The 22,778-nt window shown below is 65.1% G+C and carries 22 protein-coding genes and 1 pseudogene; 14 read left to right on the top strand and 9 right to left on the bottom strand.

What is annotated here, in order from left to right; translation table 11 throughout:
* The first annotated feature begins 27 nt into the window (after positions 1-27).
* The 8 genes and pseudogenes from AB4Y44_RS06530 to AB4Y44_RS06495 all read left to right on the top strand — a co-directional run bounded on the left by AB4Y44_RS06530 (position 28) and on the right by AB4Y44_RS06495 (position 9,863).
* Positions 28-1,149 carry a polyamine ABC transporter substrate-binding protein gene (locus tag AB4Y44_RS06530; RefSeq protein WP_342919100.1) on the top strand — a complete coding sequence of 374 codons (1,122 nt, stop codon included), beginning with the start codon at positions 28-30 and terminating at the stop codon, positions 1,147-1,149.
* A 309-nt stretch (positions 1,150-1,458) separates the two neighbouring features.
* Positions 1,459-2,550, top strand: a pseudogene (locus tag AB4Y44_RS06525) (ABC transporter ATP-binding protein); the annotation flags it as partial.
* Between the two features lie 13 nt (positions 2,551-2,563).
* Positions 2,564-3,535, top strand: coding sequence for an ABC transporter permease subunit (locus tag AB4Y44_RS06520; RefSeq protein WP_368699017.1), 972 nt, complete (start codon positions 2,564-2,566; stop codon positions 3,533-3,535).
* The gene (locus tag AB4Y44_RS06515; RefSeq protein ID WP_342919102.1) at positions 3,532-4,443 is read left to right on the top strand and encodes an ABC transporter permease subunit; all 912 of its coding nucleotides are present in this window, start codon (positions 3,532-3,534) and stop codon (positions 4,441-4,443) included. Before AB4Y44_RS06520 ends, AB4Y44_RS06515 begins: the two co-directional genes overlap by 4 nt.
* Before the next feature lie 88 nt (positions 4,444-4,531).
* Entirely contained in the window at positions 4,532-6,115 is a 1,584-nt protein-coding gene (locus AB4Y44_RS06510; RefSeq protein WP_342919103.1) for a DUF3138 family protein, read from the top strand.
* Between the two features lie 61 nt (positions 6,116-6,176).
* Positions 6,177-7,469 carry an FAD-binding oxidoreductase gene (locus tag AB4Y44_RS06505; RefSeq protein ID WP_342919104.1) on the top strand — a complete coding sequence of 431 codons (1,293 nt, stop codon included), beginning with the start codon at positions 6,177-6,179 and terminating at the stop codon, positions 7,467-7,469.
* The gene (locus AB4Y44_RS06500; RefSeq protein WP_368699016.1) at positions 7,469-8,773 is read left to right on the top strand and encodes an NAD(P)/FAD-dependent oxidoreductase; all 1,305 of its coding nucleotides are present in this window, start codon (positions 7,469-7,471) and stop codon (positions 8,771-8,773) included. The genes AB4Y44_RS06505 and AB4Y44_RS06500 overlap by 1 nt, the downstream gene beginning before the upstream one ends.
* 115 nt (positions 8,774-8,888) lie before the next feature.
* Positions 8,889-9,863, top strand: coding sequence for an aldo/keto reductase (locus tag AB4Y44_RS06495; protein WP_368699015.1), 975 nt, complete (start codon positions 8,889-8,891; stop codon positions 9,861-9,863).
* Here the strand turns inward: AB4Y44_RS06495 and AB4Y44_RS06490 are convergent.
* Complete coding sequence (locus tag AB4Y44_RS06490; RefSeq protein ID WP_368699014.1) at positions 9,811-11,343, bottom strand: PLP-dependent aminotransferase family protein; 1,533 nt, start codon at positions 11,341-11,343, stop codon at positions 9,811-9,813. The genes AB4Y44_RS06495 and AB4Y44_RS06490 overlap by 53 nt on opposite strands.
* A 100-nt stretch (positions 11,344-11,443) precedes the next feature.
* Between AB4Y44_RS06490 and AB4Y44_RS06485 the strand changes: the two genes are divergently transcribed.
* On the top strand, positions 11,444-11,908 hold the full coding sequence (locus tag AB4Y44_RS06485) for an N-acetyltransferase family protein (RefSeq protein WP_368699013.1): 465 nt from the start codon (positions 11,444-11,446) through the stop codon (positions 11,906-11,908).
* A gap of 18 nt (positions 11,909-11,926) precedes the next feature.
* Here AB4Y44_RS06485 and AB4Y44_RS06480 read toward each other — a convergent pair whose 3' ends face one another.
* The 3 genes from AB4Y44_RS06480 to AB4Y44_RS06470 form a co-directional block, all read right to left on the bottom strand.
* Entirely contained in the window at positions 11,927-12,508 is a 582-nt protein-coding gene (locus AB4Y44_RS06480; RefSeq protein WP_368699012.1) for a DUF3501 family protein, read from the bottom strand.
* A gap of 39 nt (positions 12,509-12,547) precedes the next feature.
* On the bottom strand, positions 12,548-13,885 hold the full coding sequence (locus tag AB4Y44_RS06475) for a heterodisulfide reductase-related iron-sulfur binding cluster (RefSeq protein ID WP_368699011.1): 1,338 nt from the start codon (positions 13,883-13,885) through the stop codon (positions 12,548-12,550).
* 145 nt (positions 13,886-14,030) lie between these two features.
* A complete protein-coding gene (locus AB4Y44_RS06470) occupies positions 14,031-14,453 on the bottom strand; it encodes a rubrerythrin family protein (RefSeq protein ID WP_069261580.1) in 423 nt (140 codons plus the stop codon).
* Between the two features lie 306 nt (positions 14,454-14,759).
* Between AB4Y44_RS06470 and AB4Y44_RS06465 the strand changes: the two genes are divergently transcribed.
* The 3 genes from AB4Y44_RS06465 (at position 14,760) to AB4Y44_RS06455 (ending at position 16,446) form a co-directional block, all read left to right on the top strand.
* On the top strand, positions 14,760-15,119 hold the full coding sequence (locus AB4Y44_RS06465; protein ID WP_042268533.1) for a DUF3564 domain-containing protein: 360 nt from the start codon (positions 14,760-14,762) through the stop codon (positions 15,117-15,119).
* A 243-nt stretch (positions 15,120-15,362) separates the two neighbouring features.
* Positions 15,363-16,151 carry a DNA/RNA non-specific endonuclease gene (locus AB4Y44_RS06460; protein WP_342919110.1) on the top strand — a complete coding sequence of 263 codons (789 nt, stop codon included), beginning with the start codon at positions 15,363-15,365 and terminating at the stop codon, positions 16,149-16,151.
* Positions 16,152-16,185: 34 nt separating this feature from the next.
* Positions 16,186-16,446, top strand: coding sequence for a hypothetical protein (locus AB4Y44_RS06455; RefSeq protein ID WP_254320152.1), 261 nt, complete (start codon positions 16,186-16,188; stop codon positions 16,444-16,446).
* Between the two features lie 24 nt (positions 16,447-16,470).
* Here AB4Y44_RS06455 and AB4Y44_RS06450 read toward each other — a convergent pair whose 3' ends face one another.
* The 3 genes from AB4Y44_RS06450 to AB4Y44_RS06440 all read right to left on the bottom strand — a co-directional run bounded on the left by AB4Y44_RS06450 (position 16,471) and on the right by AB4Y44_RS06440 (position 19,340).
* Positions 16,471-17,712 (bottom strand): dienelactone hydrolase family protein, encoded by a 1,242-nt coding sequence (locus tag AB4Y44_RS06450; RefSeq protein ID WP_368699010.1) that lies wholly within the window; start codon positions 17,710-17,712, stop codon positions 16,471-16,473.
* 80 nt (positions 17,713-17,792) lie between these two features.
* A complete protein-coding gene (locus AB4Y44_RS06445; RefSeq protein WP_342919112.1) occupies positions 17,793-18,434 on the bottom strand; it encodes an HAD family hydrolase in 642 nt (213 codons plus the stop codon).
* Between the two features lie 177 nt (positions 18,435-18,611).
* Positions 18,612-19,340, bottom strand: a complete 729-nt coding sequence (locus AB4Y44_RS06440; RefSeq protein WP_368699009.1) for a Crp/Fnr family transcriptional regulator — start codon at positions 19,338-19,340, stop codon at positions 18,612-18,614.
* A gap of 115 nt (positions 19,341-19,455) precedes the next feature.
* On the opposite strand from AB4Y44_RS06440, the gene AB4Y44_RS06435 reads away from it, so the two are divergent.
* Positions 19,456-19,995 (top strand): Mpo1-like protein, encoded by a 540-nt coding sequence (locus AB4Y44_RS06435; protein ID WP_342919114.1) that lies wholly within the window; start codon positions 19,456-19,458, stop codon positions 19,993-19,995.
* A gap of 18 nt (positions 19,996-20,013) precedes the next feature.
* Here AB4Y44_RS06435 and rarD read toward each other — a convergent pair whose 3' ends face one another.
* Positions 20,014-20,907 carry an EamA family transporter RarD gene (gene rarD / locus AB4Y44_RS06430; protein ID WP_368699008.1) on the bottom strand — a complete coding sequence of 298 codons (894 nt, stop codon included), beginning with the start codon at positions 20,905-20,907 and terminating at the stop codon, positions 20,014-20,016.
* Positions 20,908-21,385: 478 nt separating this feature from the next.
* Here rarD and egtD point away from each other — a divergent pair, with 478 nt between their 5' ends.
* Positions 21,386-22,390 carry an L-histidine N(alpha)-methyltransferase gene (egtD, locus tag AB4Y44_RS06425; protein WP_342919116.1) on the top strand — a complete coding sequence of 335 codons (1,005 nt, stop codon included), beginning with the start codon at positions 21,386-21,388 and terminating at the stop codon, positions 22,388-22,390.
* Positions 22,391-22,457: 67 nt separating this feature from the next.
* Here the strand turns inward: egtD and AB4Y44_RS06420 are convergent, their stop codons facing one another.
* Positions 22,458-22,754 carry an acylphosphatase gene (locus tag AB4Y44_RS06420; protein WP_069261571.1) on the bottom strand — a complete coding sequence of 99 codons (297 nt, stop codon included), beginning with the start codon at positions 22,752-22,754 and terminating at the stop codon, positions 22,458-22,460.
* Positions 22,755-22,778: the final 24 nt, after the last annotated feature.

Below are 22,778 nucleotides of genomic sequence, written 5' to 3'. Positions count from 1 at the left end.
CGATCTTCATCTTCAGGGGAAAGCAACATGAGTGTTAGTCATCTTCGTCATGCGGTCGCGATCGCGGCCCTCGCAGCGTGTGCCGGCCTCACGGCCATTCCCAGCGAGCCAGCGCACGCGGCCGACGGCGATCTGAACGTCTACAACTGGTCCGACTACATTGCGAAAGACACGATCCCGAACTTCGAAAAAGAAGCGGGCATCAAGGTCAAGTACGATAACTATGATAGCGACGACACGCTCCAGGCCAAGCTGCTGGCCGGCAGCTCGGGCTACGACATCGTCGTGCCCACGTCGAATTACATGGCCAAGCAGATTCAGGCCGGCGTCTACCAGAAGCTCGACAAGTCGAAGATCCCCAACCTCGCGAACCTCGATCCCGTGCTCATGCACATGATCGCCGACGCCGACCCGGGCAATCAGTACGGCGTGCCCTGGGCGTTCGGCACCGACGGCATCGGCTACAACAGGCAGGCCGTGGAAAAGGCGCTCGGGCCGAACGCGCCGGTCGACAGCTGGGCACTCGTGTTCGATCCGCAAAATCTCTCGAAGCTCAAGGGCTGCGGCGTGTCGTTCCTCGACCAGGCCGTGGACGTGTTCGCCGCGACGCTGCAATACATGCACAAGGACCCCAACAGCACGAACCCCGCGGATTATCAGGCCGCATTCGAAGTGCTGAAGAAAGTCCGCCCGTACATCACGCAGTTCAATTCATCAGGCTATATCAACGATCTCGTGAACAACGATATCTGCGTTGCCGTGGCTTGGTCGGGCGACGTCGGCATCGCGCACCGCCGCGCCGAGGAAGCCAAGCGCTCGTACGACGTCAAGTTCTCGAACGTGAAGGAAGGCGGTCTGCTGTGGTTCGACGTGATGGTCATACCCAAGGACGCACCGCACCCCGAAAACGCGATGAAGTGGATCAACTACATCTCCGATCCGAAGGTCAACGCGCAGATCACCAACGAAGTGTTCTACCCGACGGCGAACAAGGCCGCGCGCCAGTTCGTCACGCCCGCAGTCGCTCAGGACGCGACGGTGTACCCGTCGGAAGACGTGCTCAGGAAGATGACGCTGATGAAGCCGATGCCGGCCGACATCCTGCGCCTCGAGAACCGTCTGTGGGCCCAGTTGAAGACCGGCCACTGACACGCTGATTCCCCCTGAAGGAAACAAGAAGGAGACGACGCGGAAGAGGGATCGCTCGACCCCTCTCCGCCTGAAGTGCGCAATTCCGAAGTCAGGCCGCGCAGCGCCGCCCCCCGTTATTGACGACGCGCGCGAGCCTTTCCCGAGCTCCGTTCGCAGTACTAATCCCGAGTCGCGTCAGCGCCCCGTGCGGGCCGGCTCGCGCCTGAAAAACGTGTACTGCGATCAGAAAGGAACCAAGGTCACATCATGAATTCGACGTCCAAAGTCAACGCCCCAGAAGCTTCGCGCGCCAACGCGACCCCGGCAAGGAACGATGCGTTCGTGCGTATCGAAAACGTCGTCAAGAAGTTCGGCGACAGCACCGCCGTGGACAACGTGAACCTGAACATCGCCAAGAACGAGCTTTTTGCGCTGCTCGGCAGCTCGGGCTGCGGCAAATCCACCCTGCTGCGCATGCTCGCGGGCCTCGAAACGGCCACCTCGGGCCGCATCTTCGTCGATGGCGAAGACCTCGCGTCGCTGCCGCCGTACCGCCGCCCCGTCAACATGATGTTCCAGTCGTATGCGCTCTTCCCGCACATGAGCGTGGAGTCGAACGTCGCGTTTGGCCTCAAACAGGAAGGGGTGCCGAAGAACGAAATTCGCGAGCGTGTGGCCGACGCCCTCAATCTCGTGCAGATGGGCCGTTACGCGAAGCGCAAACCCCATCAGCTTTCCGGCGGGCAGCAGCAGCGCGTGGCGCTTGCGCGCTCGCTCGTGAAGCGCCCCAAGCTCCTGCTGCTCGACGAGCCGATGTCGGCGCTCGACAAGAAGATCCGCCAGAAGACCCAGCTCGAACTCGTGAACATCATCGAGAAAGTCGATGTCACCTGTGTGATGGTCACGCACGATCAGGAAGAGGCGATGACGATGGCCAACCGCCTCGCCGTGATGAGCGAAGGCCGCATCGTGCAGATCGGCTCACCCGGCGAAGTCTATGAGTTCCCCAACAGCCGCTTCTCGGCCGAGTTCATCGGCTCGACCAACCTGTTCGAAGGCAAGGTCGTCGAGGACGAGCCCGATCACATCTTCGTGGAAAGCGAAGACCTCGAAACGCGCATGTACGTGAGCCACGGCGTCAGCGGACCGCTCGGCATGCCCGTGGGCATCTCGGTGCGGCCGGAGCGCGTGCGCGTGACGCGCGAGAAGCCAGGCACGCCCCACAACTGGGCGCGCGGCGTGGTCACGGATGTCGCCTACATGGGTAGCTATTCGCTTTATCACGTGCGCCTGCCGGGCGGCAAGGTGGTCGTCTCGAACCTCTCCAGCTCGCACCTCATGAACGAGGGTGCGCCCGCCTGGAACGACGATGTCTACGTGTCCTGGTCGCCGGCCAGCGGCGTCGTGCTCACGCAGTAAGGAGGCCTGAATCATGAGTACCACTATTCCCGCCACGCCCGGCTCAGGCCGGGCAGCCGCAGATGCTCGCCGGGGCGCGCTCGCGCGCTTCTTCTCGCGCTTCGTGCCCTCGGGCCGCACCGCCGTGATCGGCGTGCCGTTCATCTGGCTCACGCTGTTCTTCGCGCTGCCCTTCGTACTCGTGCTGAAGATCAGCTTCGCCGACCAGGTGATGGGCATTCCGCCCTACTCGAATTTGGTCGAGATGAAGGACGGCATGGTGCACTTCGCGCTGCAGCTCGGGCACTACGCGTTCCTGCTGCAGGACAGCCTCTACATCGCCACCTACATCAGCTCGCTGAAGATGGCGGCGGTCTCGACGATCTTTTGCCTGCTGATCGGCTACCCGGTCGCCTATTACATCGCGCGCTCGAATCCGGCCACACGCAACCTGCTCATGATGGGCGTGATGCTGCCGTTCTGGACCTCGTTCCTGATCCGCGTCTACGCGTGGATCGGCATTCTCAAGGACGACGGCCTGCTCAATCACGCGCTCATCGGCATCGGCCTGATCCATTCGCCGCTGCGGCTCTATCACAGCGACGCGGGCGTCTATATCGGCATGGTCTATTCGTACCTGCCGTTCATGGTGATGCCGCTCTACGCGCACCTCGTGAAGATGGATCTCACGCTGCTCGAAGCCGCCTACGACCTGGGCGCGAAGCCCTGGGTGGCGTTCACGCAGATCACCCTGCCGCTGTCGAAGAACGGAATCATCGCGGGCAGCCTGCTCGTGTTCATTCCGGCGGTGGGCGAGTACGTGATTCCCGAACTGCTCGGCGGCGCCGACACGCTCATGATCGGCCGCGTGATGTGGGACGAGTTCTTCAACAACATGGACTGGCCGATGGCGTCCGCCGTCACCGTGGCGATGGTGCTGCTGCTGCTCGTGCCGATGGCGATCTTTCAGTACTACCAGGTCAAGGAACTGGAGGAAGGCAAATGATCAAGCCCAACCGTACGCTCTCCACCGGCGTGCTCACGCTCGGTTTCCTGTTCCTCTATATCCCGATCATCAGCCTCGTCGTCTACTCGTTCAACGAGTCGAAGCTGGTCACGGTATGGTCCGGCTTCTCGCTCAAGTGGTATGCGGCGCTCCTGCAGGACGAAGAGTTGCTGAGCGCCGCATGGCTTTCGCTGAAGATCGGCCTCATGACCGCGTTCGCCTCGGTCGTGATCGGCACGTGGGCCGGCTTCGTGCTCGCGCGCATGGGGCGGTTTCGCGGCTTCACGCTCTACACGGGCATGATCAACGCGCCGCTCGTGATTCCCGAGGTCATTCAGGGCATCTCGCTGCTGTTGCTTTTCGTCGCGCTCGAACAAATGCTCGGCTGGCCGAAAGGCCGCGGCATCGTGACGATCTGGATCGGCCACGTGATGCTGTGCGTGTCCTATGTCGCGATCATCGTGCAGTCGCGTGTGAAGGAGATGAACAAGTCGCTCGAGGAAGCCGCGCTCGATCTCGGCGCCACGCCGCTCAAGGTGTTCTTCGTCATCACGCTGCCGCTCATCTCGCAGGCCCTGCTCTCGGGCTGGCTCCTCTCGTTCACGCTTTCGATCGACGATCTCGTGCTGTCCGCGTTCCTTTCCGGACCGGGCTCGACCACGCTGCCGCTCGTCGTGTTCTCGCGCGTACGCCTCGGCCTGAACCCGGAGATGAACGCGCTCGCCACGCTCTTCATCAGCGCGGTGACGATCGGCGTGATCGCCGTGAACCAGCTGATGAGCGCACGCGAGAAGAAGCGCATGCGCGACATGCAACTCGCCTTCGTCCAGCCCGATGCCGCCGAAGCCATCACGCCAGCCGTGCCCGCTGGCGCGGTCGGTGCGCCGATCGGTCGCCGCGCCGCCTGATGAGGGTTACCAGGCAGGAAGGGGCGGCGTACGCCGCCCCGCGCCAAATTCGAACTGACTGCAATAACGACCAACAAGGAGAATTTCAATGAAGAAGAAGTTAATCTGTCTGCTGGTGGCCGGGGCGCTGCCAGGGCTCGCGCTAGCGGACTCGACCAGCGAACAGATCAAGGCCCTGCAGGCACAGCTGAATGCCCTGCAAAAAGAGGTGAAATCACTCAAGACCGAACTGGCGCAATCGAAGACCACGGCGAAGACAGCAGCCGCAGCGCCGGTCGTACCGGCCACCGCAGCCGCGCCGGTCGTGGACATCAGCTCGCCCGATTACGGCAAGGCGCAGGCAAATCTGACCAACGACCAGGTCGATGCGATGAAGCAGCAGATCGCGAACCAGCAGCTCAAGGTCGATTCGCTCACCGACGCCGCCAACACCGGTCCGCTCGCGGGCCTTTCGATCACCGGCTACATCGACCCGACGTACATCTACAACCGTGCACCGGGCACCTCGTCGTTCCTGTTCGCGAACCATACGGGTTCGTATAACTACTTCAACAGCACGTTTGGCGATGTCTATCTCGACATCAAGAAGACCTTCGGCGTGGGCCCGATGGCGCCTTCGGCCGAAATCACGCTCATGCCGAACCGCGGCAATGGCATCACGCTGCTGCAGAACGAGCACGGCGAGATCGGCAACAACATCCTGAACACGGCAGTCGTTACCGTGCCGGTGACTGCCACGGGCACGTTCGTCGCCGGTCTCATGCCGAGTTTCGGCGGCTACGAGGTGCAGCAGTCCAACCAGATGCTCACGCTCACGCATAACCTGCTCTACGACTTCTCCGATCCGGGCAGCTACGTGGGTATCGGCTGGAACTACACACCGAGCGGCAGCCAGTGGGCGTTCAAGTTCATGATCGCCAACGAGCAGTACCGCACCAACGGCGCGGTCGTGCAGACGGGCCAGAACGCGCTGGGAGACCCGATCACCACGAGCAACAAGATCCCGACGTTTACGGCACGTGCGGACTACACGTGGTCCAGCGCACTCGATATTGGCGGCTCGTTCAACATCGGCCGCCAGACGCTGCCGAGCGCGTTCGATTCGACGACGGGTCAGGCCGTGTACGGCGTGGGTGGCCAGGCATCGAGCTCGGGCGGCTACTTCTTCTTCGGCGAAGTGGACGCAAGCTACACGCTCGCGGACATCCAGTACAACGCCGAAGTCGATTACGGCCAGCAGCAGCGCGCGGCATTCAACGGCGGCAATGCGCAGTGGTACGGCTTCTCGCTGCTCGCGCACCGCAAGTTCTTCGCGCCGGTGGTGGGCCGCATGGGCGTGACCGCACGCTACGACCTGCTCGCGAACAGCAAGAACGGCGGCGGCGGCGGCGGTATCGTGCTCAACTCGAACGGCATGGATACGGCCAACGGCTTCGGCATTGGTGCGGACTGCCTGGCGAACTCGAAGGCCGGCGGCGGCTTCGGCTTCGAGTGCAAGGGCGCGACACGCCAGGACGTGGCGCTCGACCTGCTGTTCTTCCCGACGCAGCAGATCCAGGTGAAGGTGGAATATCGCCACGACTGGGCCACGCAGCGCGTGTTCCTGAACAGCGACGGCTCGTACAGCAAGAGCAACGACTTGCTCGGCGCGCAGTTCATCTACTCGTTCTGATGAAGTCGCGGCGGGCGGCGGCCTCGTGCTGCCGCCCGCCGTTTCCCGATTCGCTTTCCCTATGCTCAAATTCGCCAACCAGCCTCATGCCCCGTCCTGGTACGCGGCCACCGCCAACGACACCACCGCGCACCCCGTGCTCGAAGGGGCGCTCGATGCCGATGTCTGCGTGGTCGGCGCCGGCCTCACAGGCGTTTCGGCAGCGCTGAATCTCGCCGAACGCGGCCACCGCGTCGCGCTCGTGGAAGCCTCGCGCGTGGGGTGGGCCGCAAGCGGGCGCAACGGCGGGCAGTTGATTGGCGGTTTCGCCTGCGATATCGACACGTTCGCGCAGTTCATGCCCGAAGCCGAGGTCCGGCAGATCTGGGACATGGGCCTGGAAACACTCGACATCGTGAAGCGGCGCGTCAAGCAGCACAACATCGACTGCGCGCTCACGGCAGGTTATTTCACCGCCGCGAACAAGCCACGCGACGTCGATGCGCTCAAACGCTGGCGCGACGAGGCGGCGCAGCGCTTCGGCTACGACCGCTTCCAGTACGTGGACGGCGACGGGGTGAGCCGCTACGTAGCCTCGTCGCGCTATCCGGGCGGCCTCTACGATCCCGATAGCGGGCATCTGCATCCGCTCAACTACACACTCGGGTTGGCGCGCGCGGCAGTCGTTGCGGGCGTGCGCGTGTACGAAAACAGCCCCGTCACGCGACTGCGCGAAGAGAACGGCGCGCATGTGGTCGAAACCGCGCGCGGCAACGTGCGTGCGAAATTCGTCGTGCTCGCCTGCAATACGTATCTGGGCAATCTTGCACCTGCGCTCACGCGCAAGATCATGCCCGTGGGCACCTATGTGATCGCCACCGAAAAGCTCGGCGCCGAACGCATGAACGCGCTGATGCCCGCGCAGGCTGCCGTATGCGACAGCCGCTTCGTGCTCGACTACTTCCGTCCCGCCGCGGACACGCGCCTCCTCTGGGGCGGCAAGGTGAGCTATTCCACCTTCGCGCCGCCCAATCTGGGCGAAGCCATGCGCCGCGACATGCTGAAGACGTTTCCGCAACTCGCCGACGTGAAGGTGGATTACGCGTGGGGCGGCTACGTGGACATCACGATGAATCGCGCGCCGCACTTCGGCCGCCTCTCACCCACGGTGTATTTCGCGCAGGGCTTCTCGGGCCACGGCGTGAACGTCACGGGACTCGCGGGCACGCTGATCGCCGAGGCGATCCACGGCCAGGCCGCGCGCTTCGACCTGTTCGGCAAGATCCGTCACCGCGATTTCCCCGGCGGCGCTACACTGCGAACCCCTGCCCTCGTGCTCGCGATGGCGTGGTATCGAATGAAGGACCTGCTTTGATGACACTCGACCTCGACGCCCAGGCGGACGCCCTCGCCCGCCACTCGTACTACGAAGCCACCGCGACGCGCCCCGCCGCCGACGACCCCGTGCTCGAAGGCACGCTCGACGCCGACGTCTGCGTGATCGGCGCGGGCTTCGCCGGGCTCTCGGTTGCGCTCGAGTGCCGCGCACGCGGCCTTTCGGTCGTGGTGCTCGACGCCCATCGTCCCGGCTGGGGCGCCTCGGGCCGCAATGGCGGGCAGACGCTCGTGGGCTTCGCGAAAGACGAAGTGCTCGAAAAGCAGCTCGGCGCGCAGGGCATCCGCGCGGCGTGGGCGCTCTCCATCGAGGGCGTGAACCTCGTGCGCGAGCGCATTGCGCGCTATGGCATCGATTGCGATTTCACGCCGGGCTATCTGACCGTCGCTACGAAAACGAAGCGTGTGCCCGATCTACGCGCATGGATGGACGCGGCGCGCACGCGCTGGGGCTACGATCGCCTCGAATGGCTCGACACCGACGCCACGCGCGCACGGGTAGCGTCGCTGCGTTATATCGCGGGCGTCTACGATCCGGTCTCGGGACATCTGCATCCGCTCAAGTACTGTCTTGGCCTCGCCGCCGCCGCGCGCCGCGAAGGCGCGCAACTCTTCGCGCATACGCGTGCGCTCGAAGTCGTACGCGGCGCCCGGCCCGTGGTCAGAACGGCGCACGGCGAAGTACGCTGCCGCTTCGTGGTGTCGTGCTGCAACGCCGCGCCGGGCGGCGTGCTGCCCGGCAGCGTGGCCGCGCGCATCGCGCCCATCGCCTCGTACATCATCGCGACCGAGCCGCTAGGCCGCGAACTGGCCGACTCGTTGATCGCGCAACGTTCCGCTGTGTGCGACAACAACTTCTTTCTCGACTACTTCCGCGTCTCGGCCGACCACCGCATGCTGTTCGGCGGCCGCGCCGATTCGACTGGCGCCGCGCCCGAGCGCCTGACAGCAGCCATGCAGACGCGCATGAGCGATACCTTCCCGCAGCTTACCGGCGCGCGCGTGGAATACGCGTGGGGCGGCTTCGTCGATGTCACGCGCAACCGCGCGCCCGACTTCGGCGCAATCGACCCGAATTATTACTATGTGCAAGGCTTTTCGGGGCACGGTGTCGCGCTCACGGGCATCGCGGGGCGGCTCGTTGCGCAGGCCATCGTCGGCGAGCGCGCTTCGTTCGATCTGTTCGCGCGGCTGCGGCACGCGCGTTTCCCCGGTGGCCCCGCGTGGCGGCAAGCCGCGCTCGAAATCGGCATGCTCTACCACCGTGTGATGGAAATGTTCTGACGCGGCACGTCCTGCACGTTCTGCCGGCCTGTTATACCCTTGCGAAAGTCCGCCGCCGTCGCGCGGCGCACGCACTTCCTCTGCTTGAATCGCCTTTTCGCCAGGAGCAACAGCAATGGATTACGTCAGGTTCGGCTCGACAGGGCTGCAGGTTTCGCGTCTTTGTCTCGGTTGCATGACCTACGGCGTGGCCGAGCGCGGCACGCACCCGTGGACGCTCGGCGAGGACGCCAGCCGCCCGCTCATCCGCCAGGCGCTCGACGCCGGCATCAACTTCTTCGACACCGCGAACACCTACTCGGACGGCACCTCGGAAGAAATCGTCGGGCGCGCGCTGCGCGACTTCGTCAAGCGCGACGACATCGTACTCGCCACGAAGGTCTACAACCGCATGCGGCCCGGCCCGAACGGCCAGGGTCTGTCGCGCAAGGCCATCCTCACGGAAATCGACCATAGCCTCAAGCGCCTTGGCACCGATTACGTCGATCTCTATCAGATCCATCGCTGGGACTACAACACGCCCATCGAAGAAACGCTCGAAGCGCTGCACGATGTCGTGAAGGCCGGCAAGGCGCGCTATATCGGCGCTTCGTCCATGCACGCGTGGCAGTTCAGCAAGGCGCTCTACACCTCGCGCCTGAACGGCTGGACCGAGTTCATCAGCATGCAGGACCACGTGAACTTGCTCTATCGCGAGGAAGAGCGCGAAATGCTGCCGCTGTGCACCGATCAGGGCATTGCCGTGATGCCGTGGAGCCCGCTCGCGCGTGGACGCCTCACGCGCGACTGGAACGAATCGAGCGAGCGCGAGGCCACCGACAAGTTCGGCAAGACGCTCTACGGCGCCGATGCAGATAAAGCCATCATCGATGCGGTCGCCACCATCGCGCGGGCGCACGACGTCTCGCGTGCGCAGGTCGCGCTCGCGTGGCTGCTGCACAAGCCCGCCATCACGTCGCCGATCATCGGCGCGTCGAAACCGCAGCATCTCGAAGACGCCGTCGCGGCGCTCTCGCTCGAGCTTTCCGAAGAAGAGATCAAGACGCTCGAAGCGCCCTATCTGCCGCATGTGATTGCGGGCCATCAGTAAGCGATGCAGCCGCCGGCAGACGTTCGCGCATGATGCGCGCGAGCGTCTGCATGAGCGTGTCGGCAAGCTGCGGCGGCGTTTCCGCATAGCCGAGCAGGAAGCCGTTGTAGCGCGTGGCGTCGGGTGCATCGACGCAATACGCGCTCAATGGCGACAGATGCAAGCCGTGTGCACGCGCGGCTTCGCTCACCTCGGCGTCGGAGAGCGGCGCGTCGAGGCGTACGCTCAAATGCATGCCGCCCGCATCTGCCGACACCGTCATCATGCCGGCCAGATGTTTGTCGATGGCGGCGACCAGGCCGTCGCGGCGCTCCTCGTAGAGCTTGCGCATGCGCCGCAAATGGCGCGCGTAGCGCCCGCTTTCGATGAATTCCGCCAGCGCCACCTGTTCCGCCACGCGCCCCTGGCGCACGAGCGTGTGATGCGCCTGCGCGAACGGCGCCGCCACACGCTGCGGCACGATCATGAAGCCGATGCGCAGCGCCGGAAACAGCGTCTTGCTGAAGGTGCCGAGATAGATCACGGGCGCGTCGTCGGCGAGGCCCTGGATCGACGGCAGCGGCGGCCCGTCGTGGCGCAGCTCGCTGTCGTAGTCGTCCTCGACGATCCACGCGCCGCACGCGCGCGCCTGCTCGATCAGCGCGAGCCGCCGCTCGAGGCTCAGCACACAGCCCAGCGGATACTGGTGCGACGGCGTGAGATAAACGAGTCGCGGCGGCCGCTCGCGCCAGTCCTCGGGGCGCGCCGCCATGCCCGCCGCATCCACGCTCATCGGCACGAGTTGCAGTCCTGCGGCCGTGAACGCCACGCGCGCGCCGAGGTAGCCCGGATTTTCGATCCACGCTCGCTCGCCCTCGTCCGCGAAGAGACGCGCGCACAGGTCGAGGCTCGACTGCGTGCCGTCCGTGACGAACACCTGGTCGGGCTGGCAGCGCACGCCGCGCGACACGCGCACGTATTGCGCAATGGCCTGACGCAGCGCGGGCATGCCTGCGCTGTCGCCATAGCCGAGATCGTGCGCGCGCAGCTCGCGCAGTGCGCGTTCGACCGCCGTGCGCCATTGCGCGTAGGGAAACGCGTCGAGCGCGGGCACGCCCGGGCGCAGCGCCTTCGCACCGTCACGGCCCGCGCGGCGCTGCGGCAGCTCGCGCACGCGGCGCGCAAGCGCAGGCATGGGATCTTCGCGCTGCGCGGTCTGGGCCGGCGTGGCCGCGGCACCGGCGCTGACCGCGTTGACGATCGACCCGTGGCGCGTCGCGCTGACGAAGCCCTCTTCCACGAGCCGCTCGTAGGCATAGAGCACCGAATTGCGCGCGATGCCGAGTTGCTCCGCGAGCGCGCGACTCGACGCGAGGCGCGTGCCGCGGCCAATGTCGCCGTCGAGAATCGCGCGGCGCAGGCTCTCGTAAAGCAGGTCCTGCTGCGTGAGCTTGCGCACGGCGCGCTTCGCATAGACCGTCATCATCAACGCGTAGTCCAAACTCGTGGCTCCATTGTTTTTGGTTTCGGTGGGACTAACAATGGTGCCACAAGTCGCTTACGCTTGGGAGTCTGGGAAGCCCTGCCAACAAGGAGAAGATATGACCGACACGACGCTTCAAGTCCGCGCCGTCGCACCCGACGATTTCGCTGCATGGCTGCCGCTCTGGGACGGCTACAACCGCTTTTACGGCCGCTTCGACGCCACCGCGCTGCCGGAGCGCATCACGCGCACGACCTGGTCGCGCTTCTTCGACGGCTACGAGCCCATGCACGCGTTCATCGCCGTGCGCGGCGAACGCGTGCTCGGCCTCGTGCACTTCATCTATCACCGCAACACGATTCTGGAAGGGCCGATCTGCTATTTGCAGGATCTCTTCACCGTGGAAGACGCGCGCGGCCAGGGCGTGGGCCGCGCGCTGATCGAGGCCGTGTATGCGCACGCGAAGGCGTCGAATTCGGCGCGCGTGTACTGGCACACGCACGAGACGAATCACACGGCCATGCGGCTTTACGACGGCGTGGCCGTGAAGCCTGGCTTCGTCATGTACCGCAAGGACGTTTGATGGGGCGTCTGAAGCGCCTCAGGCGAGATCCTTGAGCAACGAGGCACGCACCTCGCCGTCGATGGTCTGGGTCGGCACGCGGTAATTCGGATGATCGCAGCCTATCGTGAGCGCGGCGCCTTCGCGCAAGCGCGTTTTCATCTGCGGCGTGAGTTCGAAGCGAACGAAATGCACCGCCGAAGTCTTTTCGGCGTTCTCGCGTTCAAGGTCCTCGTCGGCAATCGCGTAGACGGGCGGCTCGCCATCCACCTGGACGAACACCTTGTCTTCGATGCCGATCAGCCGCGCCAGCGCCGCGCGCCGCTCGACTTCATTCTCGTATTCGAGCTGCATGGTCGCCTTCAGGTTGCCGCCGTCGGGCACGAGCGGCAGATAGGCTGCGAGTTCGCCCTGAATGCCGTCTTCGTCGAAGATCTTTTCGATGTGCAGCATCTCCTGAATCTGGTAGCGGATCGTCGTCTCGTCCTCGAACAGGAACGTGAGGTGATTGCCGAGCGATACCACGCGCTGCTTTTTGTGCTCGATGATGCGTTTGCGCATGTCGCCCCGCACCCTGGCGTAGGCTTCCAGCGTCAACAGCGAATTTCTCGCGATCGTCATGAGTCGTGCCTCGTGAATGTTGCGGGTTGGCGTCGGGGCCTAGATGCCGTAGGCGCGGCGCAGCAAGGTAATGGGGTGAGCGAGCGGCGGCTCGCCTAGCTGGTTCTCTTCGATGCCCTGCGCAATGTGATGCCCCGCAAGCTGGCAATCGGATGAGATGAAATTCGGTTCGGCCTGCCCCATCTGCTTGAACACGGGCGTGCCGATCTTCATCGACATGGCGTGGAATTCCTTCTTCACGCCGAACGTGCCCGCGTGGCCCGAACAGCGCTCGACCACGGTCACTTTTGTTTCGGGCACGAGCGAAAGCAGATCGAACGTCTTGCGGCCGATGTTCTGCACGCGCGCATGACACGGCACGTGATACGACACGTTGCCAAGCGGCGCACGGAAATCGGTCTTGAGCAGGCCGTCGCGATGACGCGCCACGAGATACTCGAACGGGTCCCAGAACGCGTCGCTCACGGCTTTCGTGTTGGCATCGTCGGGAAACATCAGCGGCAGCTCATGCTTGTACATGAGGACGCAACTCGGCACCGCGCCGATCAGCGCATAACCTTCGCGCGCGTAACGCGCGAGCATCGGCATGTTCTGCGCCTGCTTGTGCGCCACGCCCTCCAGATTGCCCTGCTCCAGCAGCGGCATGCCGCAGCACCATTCGCTCTTCACTAGCTCGTAGGGAATCTCGTTGTGGTCGAGCACCGCGAGCAGATCGTGGCCGATGCCGGGCTCGTTGAAGTTCACGTAACACGTCGCGTAAATGGCGACCTTGCCCGGCGTGCGCTCGCCGTCGCGCACGTCGCTCGAGCCCGCGCGTTTAGCAACGTTACGAAACTTGTGTGTAGCGAAGTCGGGCAGCCACGCCTTGCGATCGACGCCCAGCATCTCTTCCATCGCGCCGCGCATCGCCTTCGTGTGGTTGATGGCGTTGACCGTTTGCGTCACGACGGGAATACCGGCGATCTGGCCGAGCGCGTCGGTATTCGAGAGCACGCGGTCGCGCAGCTTCACTTCGCCCTTGCGATAGTGAACGGCCTTGGCGCGCAGCATGAGATGCGGAAAGTCCACATTCCACGGATGCGGCGGAACGTAGGGGCACTTCGTCATGTAGCAGAGATCGCACAAGTAACACTGGTCGACGACCTTGTCGAACGACGCCTTGTCGACGTCGTGCGCTTCGCCGCTATCGGTTTCATCGACGAGATCGAACAGCGTGGGAAACGCACCGCAGAGCGACACGCAGCGACGGCAGCCCGCACAGATATCGAACACGCGCGCGAGTTCCGTATCGAGCTGGGCCTGGTCGTAAAAAGCGTCGGAGCGCCAGTCGAGCGGATGGCGGGTCGGCGCTTCGAGACTGCCTTCCTTGTGGGGCATGACGTCTCCTTCTTTTATTTATCAGCCAAATACGCGGCCAGGTGGGCGCGCGCGAACGCGCGCCGGTCCTTGCCCGGCACGCGAAACAACAAGCGCGCGCGTCATGGGTGCGTGCCGTCAGGCACGCGGCGATGCCCGATCCGCCTCAGTCCGCCAGCACGTCCAGCGCCTTCGTATAGCGGTTGGCGTGGCTGCGCTCCGCCTTGGCGAGCGTCTCGAACCAGTTCGCGATTTCGTCGAAGCCTTCGTCGCGCGCGACCTTGGCCATGCCGGGGTACATGTCGGTGTATTCGTGCGTTTCGCCCGCAATGGCCGCCTGCAGATTCAGACGCGAGGTGCCGAACGGCAGCCCGGTTGCCGGGTCGCCTACCGCTTCCAGATATTCGAGGTGGCCGTGCGCGTGGCCGGTTTCGCCTTCGGCGGTCGAGCGAAACAGCGCCGCGACATCGTTTTGTCCTTCTACGTCGGCCTTGGCTGCGAAATACAGATAACGGCGGTTGGCCTGTGATTCGCCGGCAAATGCATCCTTGAGGTTCTGTTCCGTCTTCGAGCCCTTTAGCTGTGCCATCTGTGCCTCCATCGTTCGACCTGAAATGTGGGGACGCGACGCAATTCGCTTCGTGCAATGCAGCATGCGTGGGCGACTCCGCCGCACTATCAATCTAGGTTGTGGCGTTTGCGTTCCCAATTGTGAATTTCAATCCCGGCGATAGCGTAGCCGGGTTTACGCGGGCCGAAATGCGCATAAACGGGGCGGGTGCAGGCACGCGCCCTGCGCGCGACGATCTGTCCTGCACTCTTCACTTTGCGCGCGAGCGGAGTCGTCCTAGACTTTGAAATTGCCGACGCGCCCGATCAATTTTGCGGAGATGCCATGCGACTTACGATCCTGATCAACGGTTCCGATCCGACCGTCAATCACGACTATGCAGTGCTCTGGCTCGACACCGACCAGCAACGCTGGTCCCGCGAGTCTCACGAAGGGATCGACCTGCCAGAATGGGGTGAATTGCGCGACGTGAATGGTGTCACGTCGCTGTGCGCACCGCTCGAAAACGAGCCGCTGTGCACGCTGCGCGGCCTGCATGTGAACCGCCGCCAGGAAATCAGTTCAGCACACGGCGACGCGACATGGTCGTGCGAAACCTCGCACTCGCCGATGGAGGGCCAATGGCGCCTCCAGGCGGTGGACCGCCAGATGGTCCGCGCCGAGCATTCGCTTTTTGCAGGCTGAGTCGTTGTTGATGATCTGATCGATTGAATGCAGGCGGCATCGTTTGCCGCCTCGCTCCTCGCGCAGCAACGCAAGGCTGCCGCGCTCATTGCATCTGTTTGTGCGTCACCTCTCGCTTGCGCCCGCCCTTGAGCGGGCGCGCGTTTTTTTGCGCCTGCATTTTTTCTCCCGCCTCCACGCGCGTCATGCGCCCGCTATACTTTCAGCCCGCTTGATCCCACCCCAGTCCAGCCTGTCCTTTCGATGAAGAAGCTGTTTGCCTCGCTTGTTGCCTCCCTGCTGCTCGCCGCCGCGAGCCATGCAATCGCCGCACCGGCCTGCTCGCAATTCGTGCCCGACGGCCAGTTCCCGACGCTCACGAATCAGCGCATGGCGCCGAAAACGCGCATGCTCTGCTATTCGGATTTCGTCGTGCTGCATTCGGGCGTCACGCACGGGCCGCTGTGGTCGGCCGAGCATCTCACGCGCGACCACCTCGAAGCCGCGAAGGACATGACGCGCACCAACCGCTTCTTCGAAGACGACCGCCTGCCCGAAGGCGAAGGCGCGACGCTCGCCGACTACAAGCGCAGCGGCTTCGACCGCGGCCACATGAGCCCTGCGGGCAACCGCTGGAACGCACAGGCCATGGCGGAATCGTTTTCACTCGCCAATATCGTTCCGCAGAATCGCGACAACAACCAACGCCTCTGGGCCCATATCGAATCCGCCGTGCGCAAGCTCGCGTCGAAATATGGCGAAGCCTATGTCGTGACCGGCCCGCTCTTCACGGGCGCACAGCTCCAGACGATCGGCGCGACGCGCGTGCTCGTGCCGACGCAGATCTTCAAGGTCGTGTACGTGCCTTCGCAGCAGCTCGCGTTCGCGATCGTCGCGGACAATACGGCTGTCGATCGTTACGACGTGCGCTCGGTGCGCGATCTCGAAGCGCAGAGCGGCATTGCGTTTCCGGGCATTCCGGCGAATGTCGCGGCGAAGGAAAAGGTCTCGTTCAATGGCCGCGGCTTTGCCGTGAGAAAATGGGGCTGGTAGGCGCGCCCCCGTTACGCATCAGGAGGATCACCAAGTGTTCGACGCATACGCAAACGACAACGACGTGCTCAACGTGCAAGGCGACGCGCTCACGCTCACGAACGGCACGACGCGCGTGACGCTCGCCGGCACGCTCGAACTCACGCGCGACAAGCGCGGGCTCGCCGCCGCGCTGGCGCTGAAGGCGGCGCTCGACGACGTCGTGAAGACACTGCAGGCAGACCCGCACCTGCCCGCGAAGGTCGCCGACGAGCCGGACCAGAAGCCCGGCGTCGTCGACAATCCGTTCAACTGATCGGGCGCGCGCGAAAGGTACGCGTCAGAACGGCTTGCCTTCGCTCTCGCTCCAGGCGCGCGCCATGAGCGTGTTCGAGGGCAGCGTTTCGTCGAGCAGCTTCTTCGCGCTCTGCGCGCCCGCGATCGGCAGGCCGGTGGGATCGATCGCGCCGATCTGCGCGAGCACCGAAGCCTGATCCCAGTAGATGTGCTCGTTATAGAGCTTGTTGCCGCGAAAGCAGATCACGGCGAGCATCGGCACTTCGAAATATTTGCCCGTGGGCGCGAGGCCCGGCAGCAGCCAGTCGATCTCGCGGTCGTGCGTGCAGCAGAAGATGAACTCGTCCACCACGCGGTCCGAGCCGATCGTGCGCGAGATCGGGATCAGGCGCGTGTCCTCCGGGTTCGAATGCACGAAGTGGTGCGTGTAGAAGCGCTTGAGCTCGTCGTGGCCCACGCCGCCCGTCATCGTCGGAATGTGGTTGACGTAGGGCTGCGCGACCATGGTCGGCATCACGTCGCTCGGGTTGCGCGCGACGAACTCGTGGTAGCAGTGCTCTTCCCACAGCGCGTTGAAGTCGTAGATCGGGCCGAGCACCCGGCGCAGCATGGCGAGCGTGCGCGAGTAGGCCATCATCGTGGCGGGCTTGTCGTACGTCGAGCGCGAAGACGAAGCGAACGCGTGGCCACAGCCCGGGTACGTATATAGCTCGACGCCGGGCTTGCCAGCCAGCGCCTGACAGATGCGCTCGCGTGTGGCGGCGTCGCAGTGGGCGTCGTCGGCGCCGAAGTGCAGCATCAGGGGGTACGTGATGCGCGAGGCTTCGTCCAGATCGTTTTCGAGGCCCACGGCGTAATAGCCGATTGCGCAATCGACATCGGTGCGCGTCGCGCTCAGGTACGCGAGCTTGCCGCCCAGGCAGAATCCCACCACGCCGACCTTGCCGCGGTGCTGCGCATGCGCGCGCAGCGCGCCGAGCGTTTGCGCCACGTCCTGCATCGCGAGGTCGACGTCGAAGCGCTCGTAGAGCGAGAACGCCTTCTGCGCGTCGGCGCCTTCGTAGCCGAGATCGACGTTCGGCTCCAGACGCCAGAACAGGTCCGGCACCATCACGACGTAGCCTTCCTCGGCATAGCGGTCGGCGAGCGCGCGCATGTAGCCGTTCACGCCGAAGATCTCCTGCAGCAGCACGAGGCCAGGGCCGCTGCCCTCGGGCGGCAGCGCCGTGTAGGCGCGGAATTCACCGCCGTCGTGCGACTTCACCTGGGTCCATTGTCCGTTCATCGGGGCTGTCTCCTCTCTTGGGTCTGGTTAGTTGCCGTAGGTTAGCGTCGATCTTGCGCCGCTGCAGCGCGTCGCATCATTCACGCCGCGCCGAAGCCGCCCGCCGCCGCGAGCGGCGGCAGCGCCGACTCGCCGCGTATCCATGCGTACTGCGCCAGCTCGGCCATTTCCTTGTCGCCGCGGCTGTCGCCGTACGCGTAGAGGGTGGCGGGCGCGTTCGCCCCCCACCACGCGCGCAGCCGCGCGACCTTCTCCGGCCCCCAGCAGTTGTTGCCCGCCAGATGGCCCGCGTATAGGCCATCGCGCCATTCGAGCTCGCTCGCAAGCACGGTGCCGATGCCGACCGTCCTGGCCCATATGCGCAGATAGATCGACGGCGACGCGCTCACGAGCACGACCTCATGCCCGAGCGCCTGGTGTTCGGCCACGCGCGCGAGCATCTCGGGGCGCAGCAGCGCGGGGAGACGGCGCTCGACGAAGCGCTGCGCAGCGGCTTCGAGCGCTTCGCGCCGCACGCCGCCCATCGCGGCGTACAGGAAACGCGCCTTGGTCGGCCCGCGCGGCGACCAGCCGAGCGGCACGCCGATGAGCCAGGGCAGGCAGCGCAGCGCGGCAGCGGTGAAGCGGGCGGGGCCGGCGGCGTCGAGCATGAACGCGCGAAAGCTGTCGGACGTGGTGATGGTGCCATCAAAGTCGAATGCGGCGACGACGCGGTCGTTCATGAAGCGGTATGGGCCTGGCGTGGAAGGGAAAAGCGGCGCGGCTGGGCGCGCCGAACAGGCGTCATTGTCGGCGTAAACGCGATCATGCTGCAACGCGGCCCGGGCGCGCTCTGTGATGTTGACGTAATTCGTCAACATGTATCGATATGGACGTGCATGGATGCCGAAGCATTAGCGTCATTGCGCGTTCGACGGCAGACCCGCGGCATCGACGATCTCGATTTCGCCGTAGCGCAACGCGAGCCACCCCTCGCGCTCGAACTGGCGCAGGATCTGGTTCACCGTTTGGCGCGAGAGCGCGAGCATCAGCGCGCGATCCTCCTGCGGCACGTTGATCACGCGGCGCGCGCGCTGCCCGCCTTGCGTGCCGGCCGCCTCGCCGTACTCGTTCGAGAGCAGCAGCAACCGGCGCGCCACGCGCGCGGAAGCGCCCAGCAGCGCGGTTTCCTCGATCGCATCGAACGCGAGACGCAGTTTTTGCGCGAGCAGCAGTCCAAACGCGTGCCAGTACGCCGGCGTTGCCTCGAGCAGCGCCACGAGCGCCGCGCGCGGCACGTGAAAAAGCGTGGAGTCGCGCTCGGCGTAGGCGTCGTGCGTGCGCGCGCCGCCGTCGAAAAGCGTGATCTCGCCGAACCAGTGCGCCGGCCCGACCACGGCGAGCAGCGCCTCGCGGCCCGCGACGCTCGCCGCCCCTACGCGCACCGCGCCCTCCAGCACGCAGTAGAGACCGTCGTCGGCGTCGCCGCGCATGAAAATGCGCTCGCCCGCCTGCAGCGTGCGCACGCGCCCCGCCGCGCGCAGCGCGTCGCGCAACGGTTCGGGCGCGCCGCGAAACCATGCGCTGCGCTCGAGCGCGGCGGCGGACGGCGAACTGGCGGTGACTGGCGGGACGGAACGTGAAGGCATCGGGACAGGGTGAGCGGGGCCAGGCGAGTCACAAAGCGGCGCAATTGTCGGCTAGCCGAAGGTTTGCGCTCGTCAGCCCGACGATCATAATGATTTTGGAGACAGAGAGACACCCATGAGAAACCTGACCGAGCAACTCACCCAGTACGCGGCCTATCACCGCGACGCGCGCAACATCGGCACCCATATCGTCGGCATTCCGCTCATCGTGCTCGCGCTTGCGGCGCTGCTTTCGCGCCCGATGATCGCGCTCGGGCTGCCGGTTCCCGTCTCGCCCGCGTGGCTCCTGTTCGGCGCCGCGACGCTCTATTACCTCGTGCTGGACGTGCCGCTCGGCCTCATGCTGGCGGTCGTCTCCGTCGCGTGCGTGGCCTTCGGCGCCTGGCTCGCGCAGCAAGGCACCGCCGCGTGGCTGGGTGGCGGCGTGGGACTGTTCGTGGTCGGCTGGATCTTTCAGTTCGTCGGGCACATCGCCTGGGAGCATCGCAAGCCGGCCTTCGTCGACGATCTCATCGGCCTCATGATCGGCCCGCTCTTCGTGCTCGCCGAAGCGCTGTTCAGCCTCGGCTGGCGCCCTGCGCTGCGTGCGGCAATCGAGGCGAAGGTGGGACCGACGCGTATCAATCCGCCGCGCGCTCAGGAAGCGCGGCAGTAAGCGGCCGTTGCAAGGTCCTCAGCGTTCGAACCGGATGAGCCGTGCCGCGTGCACGGCCGTGAGCGCGACGGCGAGCCAGATTGGCACATAAGTCCCGAGCTGGCGCATGCCGAGGTGCTCGCCGAGCAGCGTGACCGAAACGATCACGAGCAGCACCGGCTCGACATAACCCAGGATGCCGAAAAGCGCCATCGGCAGCAGCCGGCTCGCCTTCAGGTACGACGCGAGCGCGACGGTGCTGAGCACGCCGAGTCCGGGCAGCAGCACGAAGGCGAGGTACTTGTGCGCGTCGAGCAGCGCGAGCGAGCCGCCCGCGCGCACTTCGATCACCGCCACCGGCACGAGCAGCAGCATCTCCACGGCGAAGGTGACGAGCGAATCCGCGTGAATCTTGCGGCGCAGCACGAAGTACGGCGGATAGCCGAACGCGACGAGCAGCGTGGGCCACGAGAACGCGTGCGTCGCCCACAACTCATGCGCCACGCCGACGGCGGCGCACGCCACGGCGAGCCATTGCAGCGGCTCGAGGCGCTCGTGATAGTAAAAGCGCCCCACCAGCACCATGATGAGCGGCAGCAGGAAATAGCCGAGCGACACCTCCAGCATGCGCCCGTGCAGCGGCGCCCACAGAAACACCCACAACTGCGAGCCCAGCAGCGCGGCGCTGGCCACCAGGGCGAGCGCGGTGCGCGGCTCCTTCACCATGCGCGCGACGAGCGCGCGCAATTGCGGCGCGCGCTTGCGCAGCACCAGCAGGGCCAGCGCACCAGGCGCGGTCCAGATCACGCGCCAGGCAAAAATATCGAGGCCGCCGAGCGGCGCGAGCAGGAGCGTATAGGCCGACATCAGCGCGAACAGCGCCGAAGCGCCCACGGAAAGCGCAATGCCGCGCCCGGGTTCGTACTGGTTCATCGGGAGCCGCGGTGACAGAAAGCGCTAAAAGCGGGATCGCGAACGGCGCGGTGCGTAGATTTCGCACGCGCGGGTAAAAAGGTTGTCATTTGAATTGGCTATTGAATAAGGCGCGGGCCGGCGAAAGCGTCGGCGAGACCGCATTCTAGTCGCGTTTGGGCGGCCGCAGGCGGCGCAAACCCATGCCGGACAAGGCGGGCACACGCCGTGCGCGCCTTGCGCCCTGGTGGAGGCCCAGCGATTTTGTCCGGCAGATCACGCCACGATGGACTAGAACGTAAGTCTCGCCACGCCAGCCCGCCGTCGCCTTAGCCGGCTGCAATTCGCGGCTGGAATTCGCGGCTGGAATTCGCTTCGACGAGCGAGATTTCACCGGGGCCGCTGAAGCCGCGCCCGCCTTATCCCGGAGCGCCACGCCAACGCCCGCCGCCGCGATTCACGACGCCGTCCCCAACGTCCAACGCCCCCTGGAGCCCGCATGCCATCTTCTGCGCCCCGCCCCGCCGTTGCCGACCCCGCCGGTGCATTCGCCCTTTCGCCCGCCGCCAGCACATTCGCCGCTGAAGTGCGCGCCGGGTTGACGCGCTCGCCGCAAAAGGAACTGCCGTCGAAATATTTGTATGACGAAGTCGGCTCGGCCCTCTTCGAGGTCATCACCGTGCTGCCCGAATATGGCGTCACGCGCAGCGAGGAGCGTCTGCTCACGCGCTACGCGTCCGAAATCGTCGAGGCGCTGCCCTCCGACGTGAAAGTCGCCGAACTCGGCAGCGGCAGCGGCCGCAAGACGCGCCGCATTCTCGAAGCGCTCTGCCGCAAGCGCCCCACGTCGTACTGCCCGATCGAGATCTCGCGCACCGCGCTGCAGCTGTGCCGGCGCGAGCTGGCCGACATCGAGCGCATTTCGATCGTCGGCTACGAGCGCGACTATCTCGCCGGACTTTCCGAAGTGAGCCGCCAGCGCAAAGAGGGCGAGCAACTGCTCGTGCTCTTTCTCGGCAGCACGATCGGCAACTTCGCGCGCCTCGCGGCCACGCGCTTCCTGCGTGACATCCGCGCGATGCTGCGCCCCGGCGACACGCTGCTGCTCGGCACCGACCTCGTGAAACCCGTGGACACGCTGATCGCCGCCTACGATGACGCCATCGGCGCCACGGCCGCGTTCAACCTGAACCTGTTGTCGCGCATCAACCGCGAGCTGGACGCCGACTTCGACCTGCACGACTTCGAGCACGTCGCGCGCTTCAATCCGGACGTGCGCAGCATCGAGATGCATCTGCGCGCGAAGCGCGACGTGCACGCCGAGGTGCGCTCGGCGAATCTCACGGTCGAGATCGGCACAGGCGAGACGATCTGGACCGAGAGCAGCCACAAGTACCACGCCGACGAAATCCCGGCGATCGCCGCCGACGCGGGCTTCGAATGCACGCGTCAGTGGGTCGAAAAGGACTGGGGATTCGCGGAGAGCCTGCTGGCCGTGAAGTAAGCGGCGTCCGAAACGAAAAAGCGGTGCGCCACATGCCTGGCGCACCGCTTTTTTTATCGGGCGATGCTCAATGCTGCTCGAAGCGCTCGTAACGCTTTTCGGTCAGACGTTCCTCGCTTTCCACCGAACTGACGCGCGCGGCGGGCGGCCCGTGACGCAGCCACGACAGCATGCGGTCCACCTGGTTCGCCGTGCCCTGGATCACGGCTTCGACCGAGCCGTCCTCCATGTTCGCGACGTAGCCGCGAATGCGCAGCGCGTGCGCCTGGCGCACCGTCGCGTGACGAAAACCCACGCCCTGCACCGTCCCGTGCACGCGCACGTAGTACGTTTCGAGGCGCGTATCCAGATCCGGTTCGCTCATTGTTCGTTTCTCCATGCAGGCTTT

Source organism: Paraburkholderia sp. BR10937 (genome assembly GCF_040965695.1).
In the GTDB taxonomy this organism is placed as follows: domain Bacteria; phylum Pseudomonadota; class Gammaproteobacteria; order Burkholderiales; family Burkholderiaceae; genus Paraburkholderia.
This window is presented reverse-complemented; position numbering and strand designations above follow the sequence as displayed.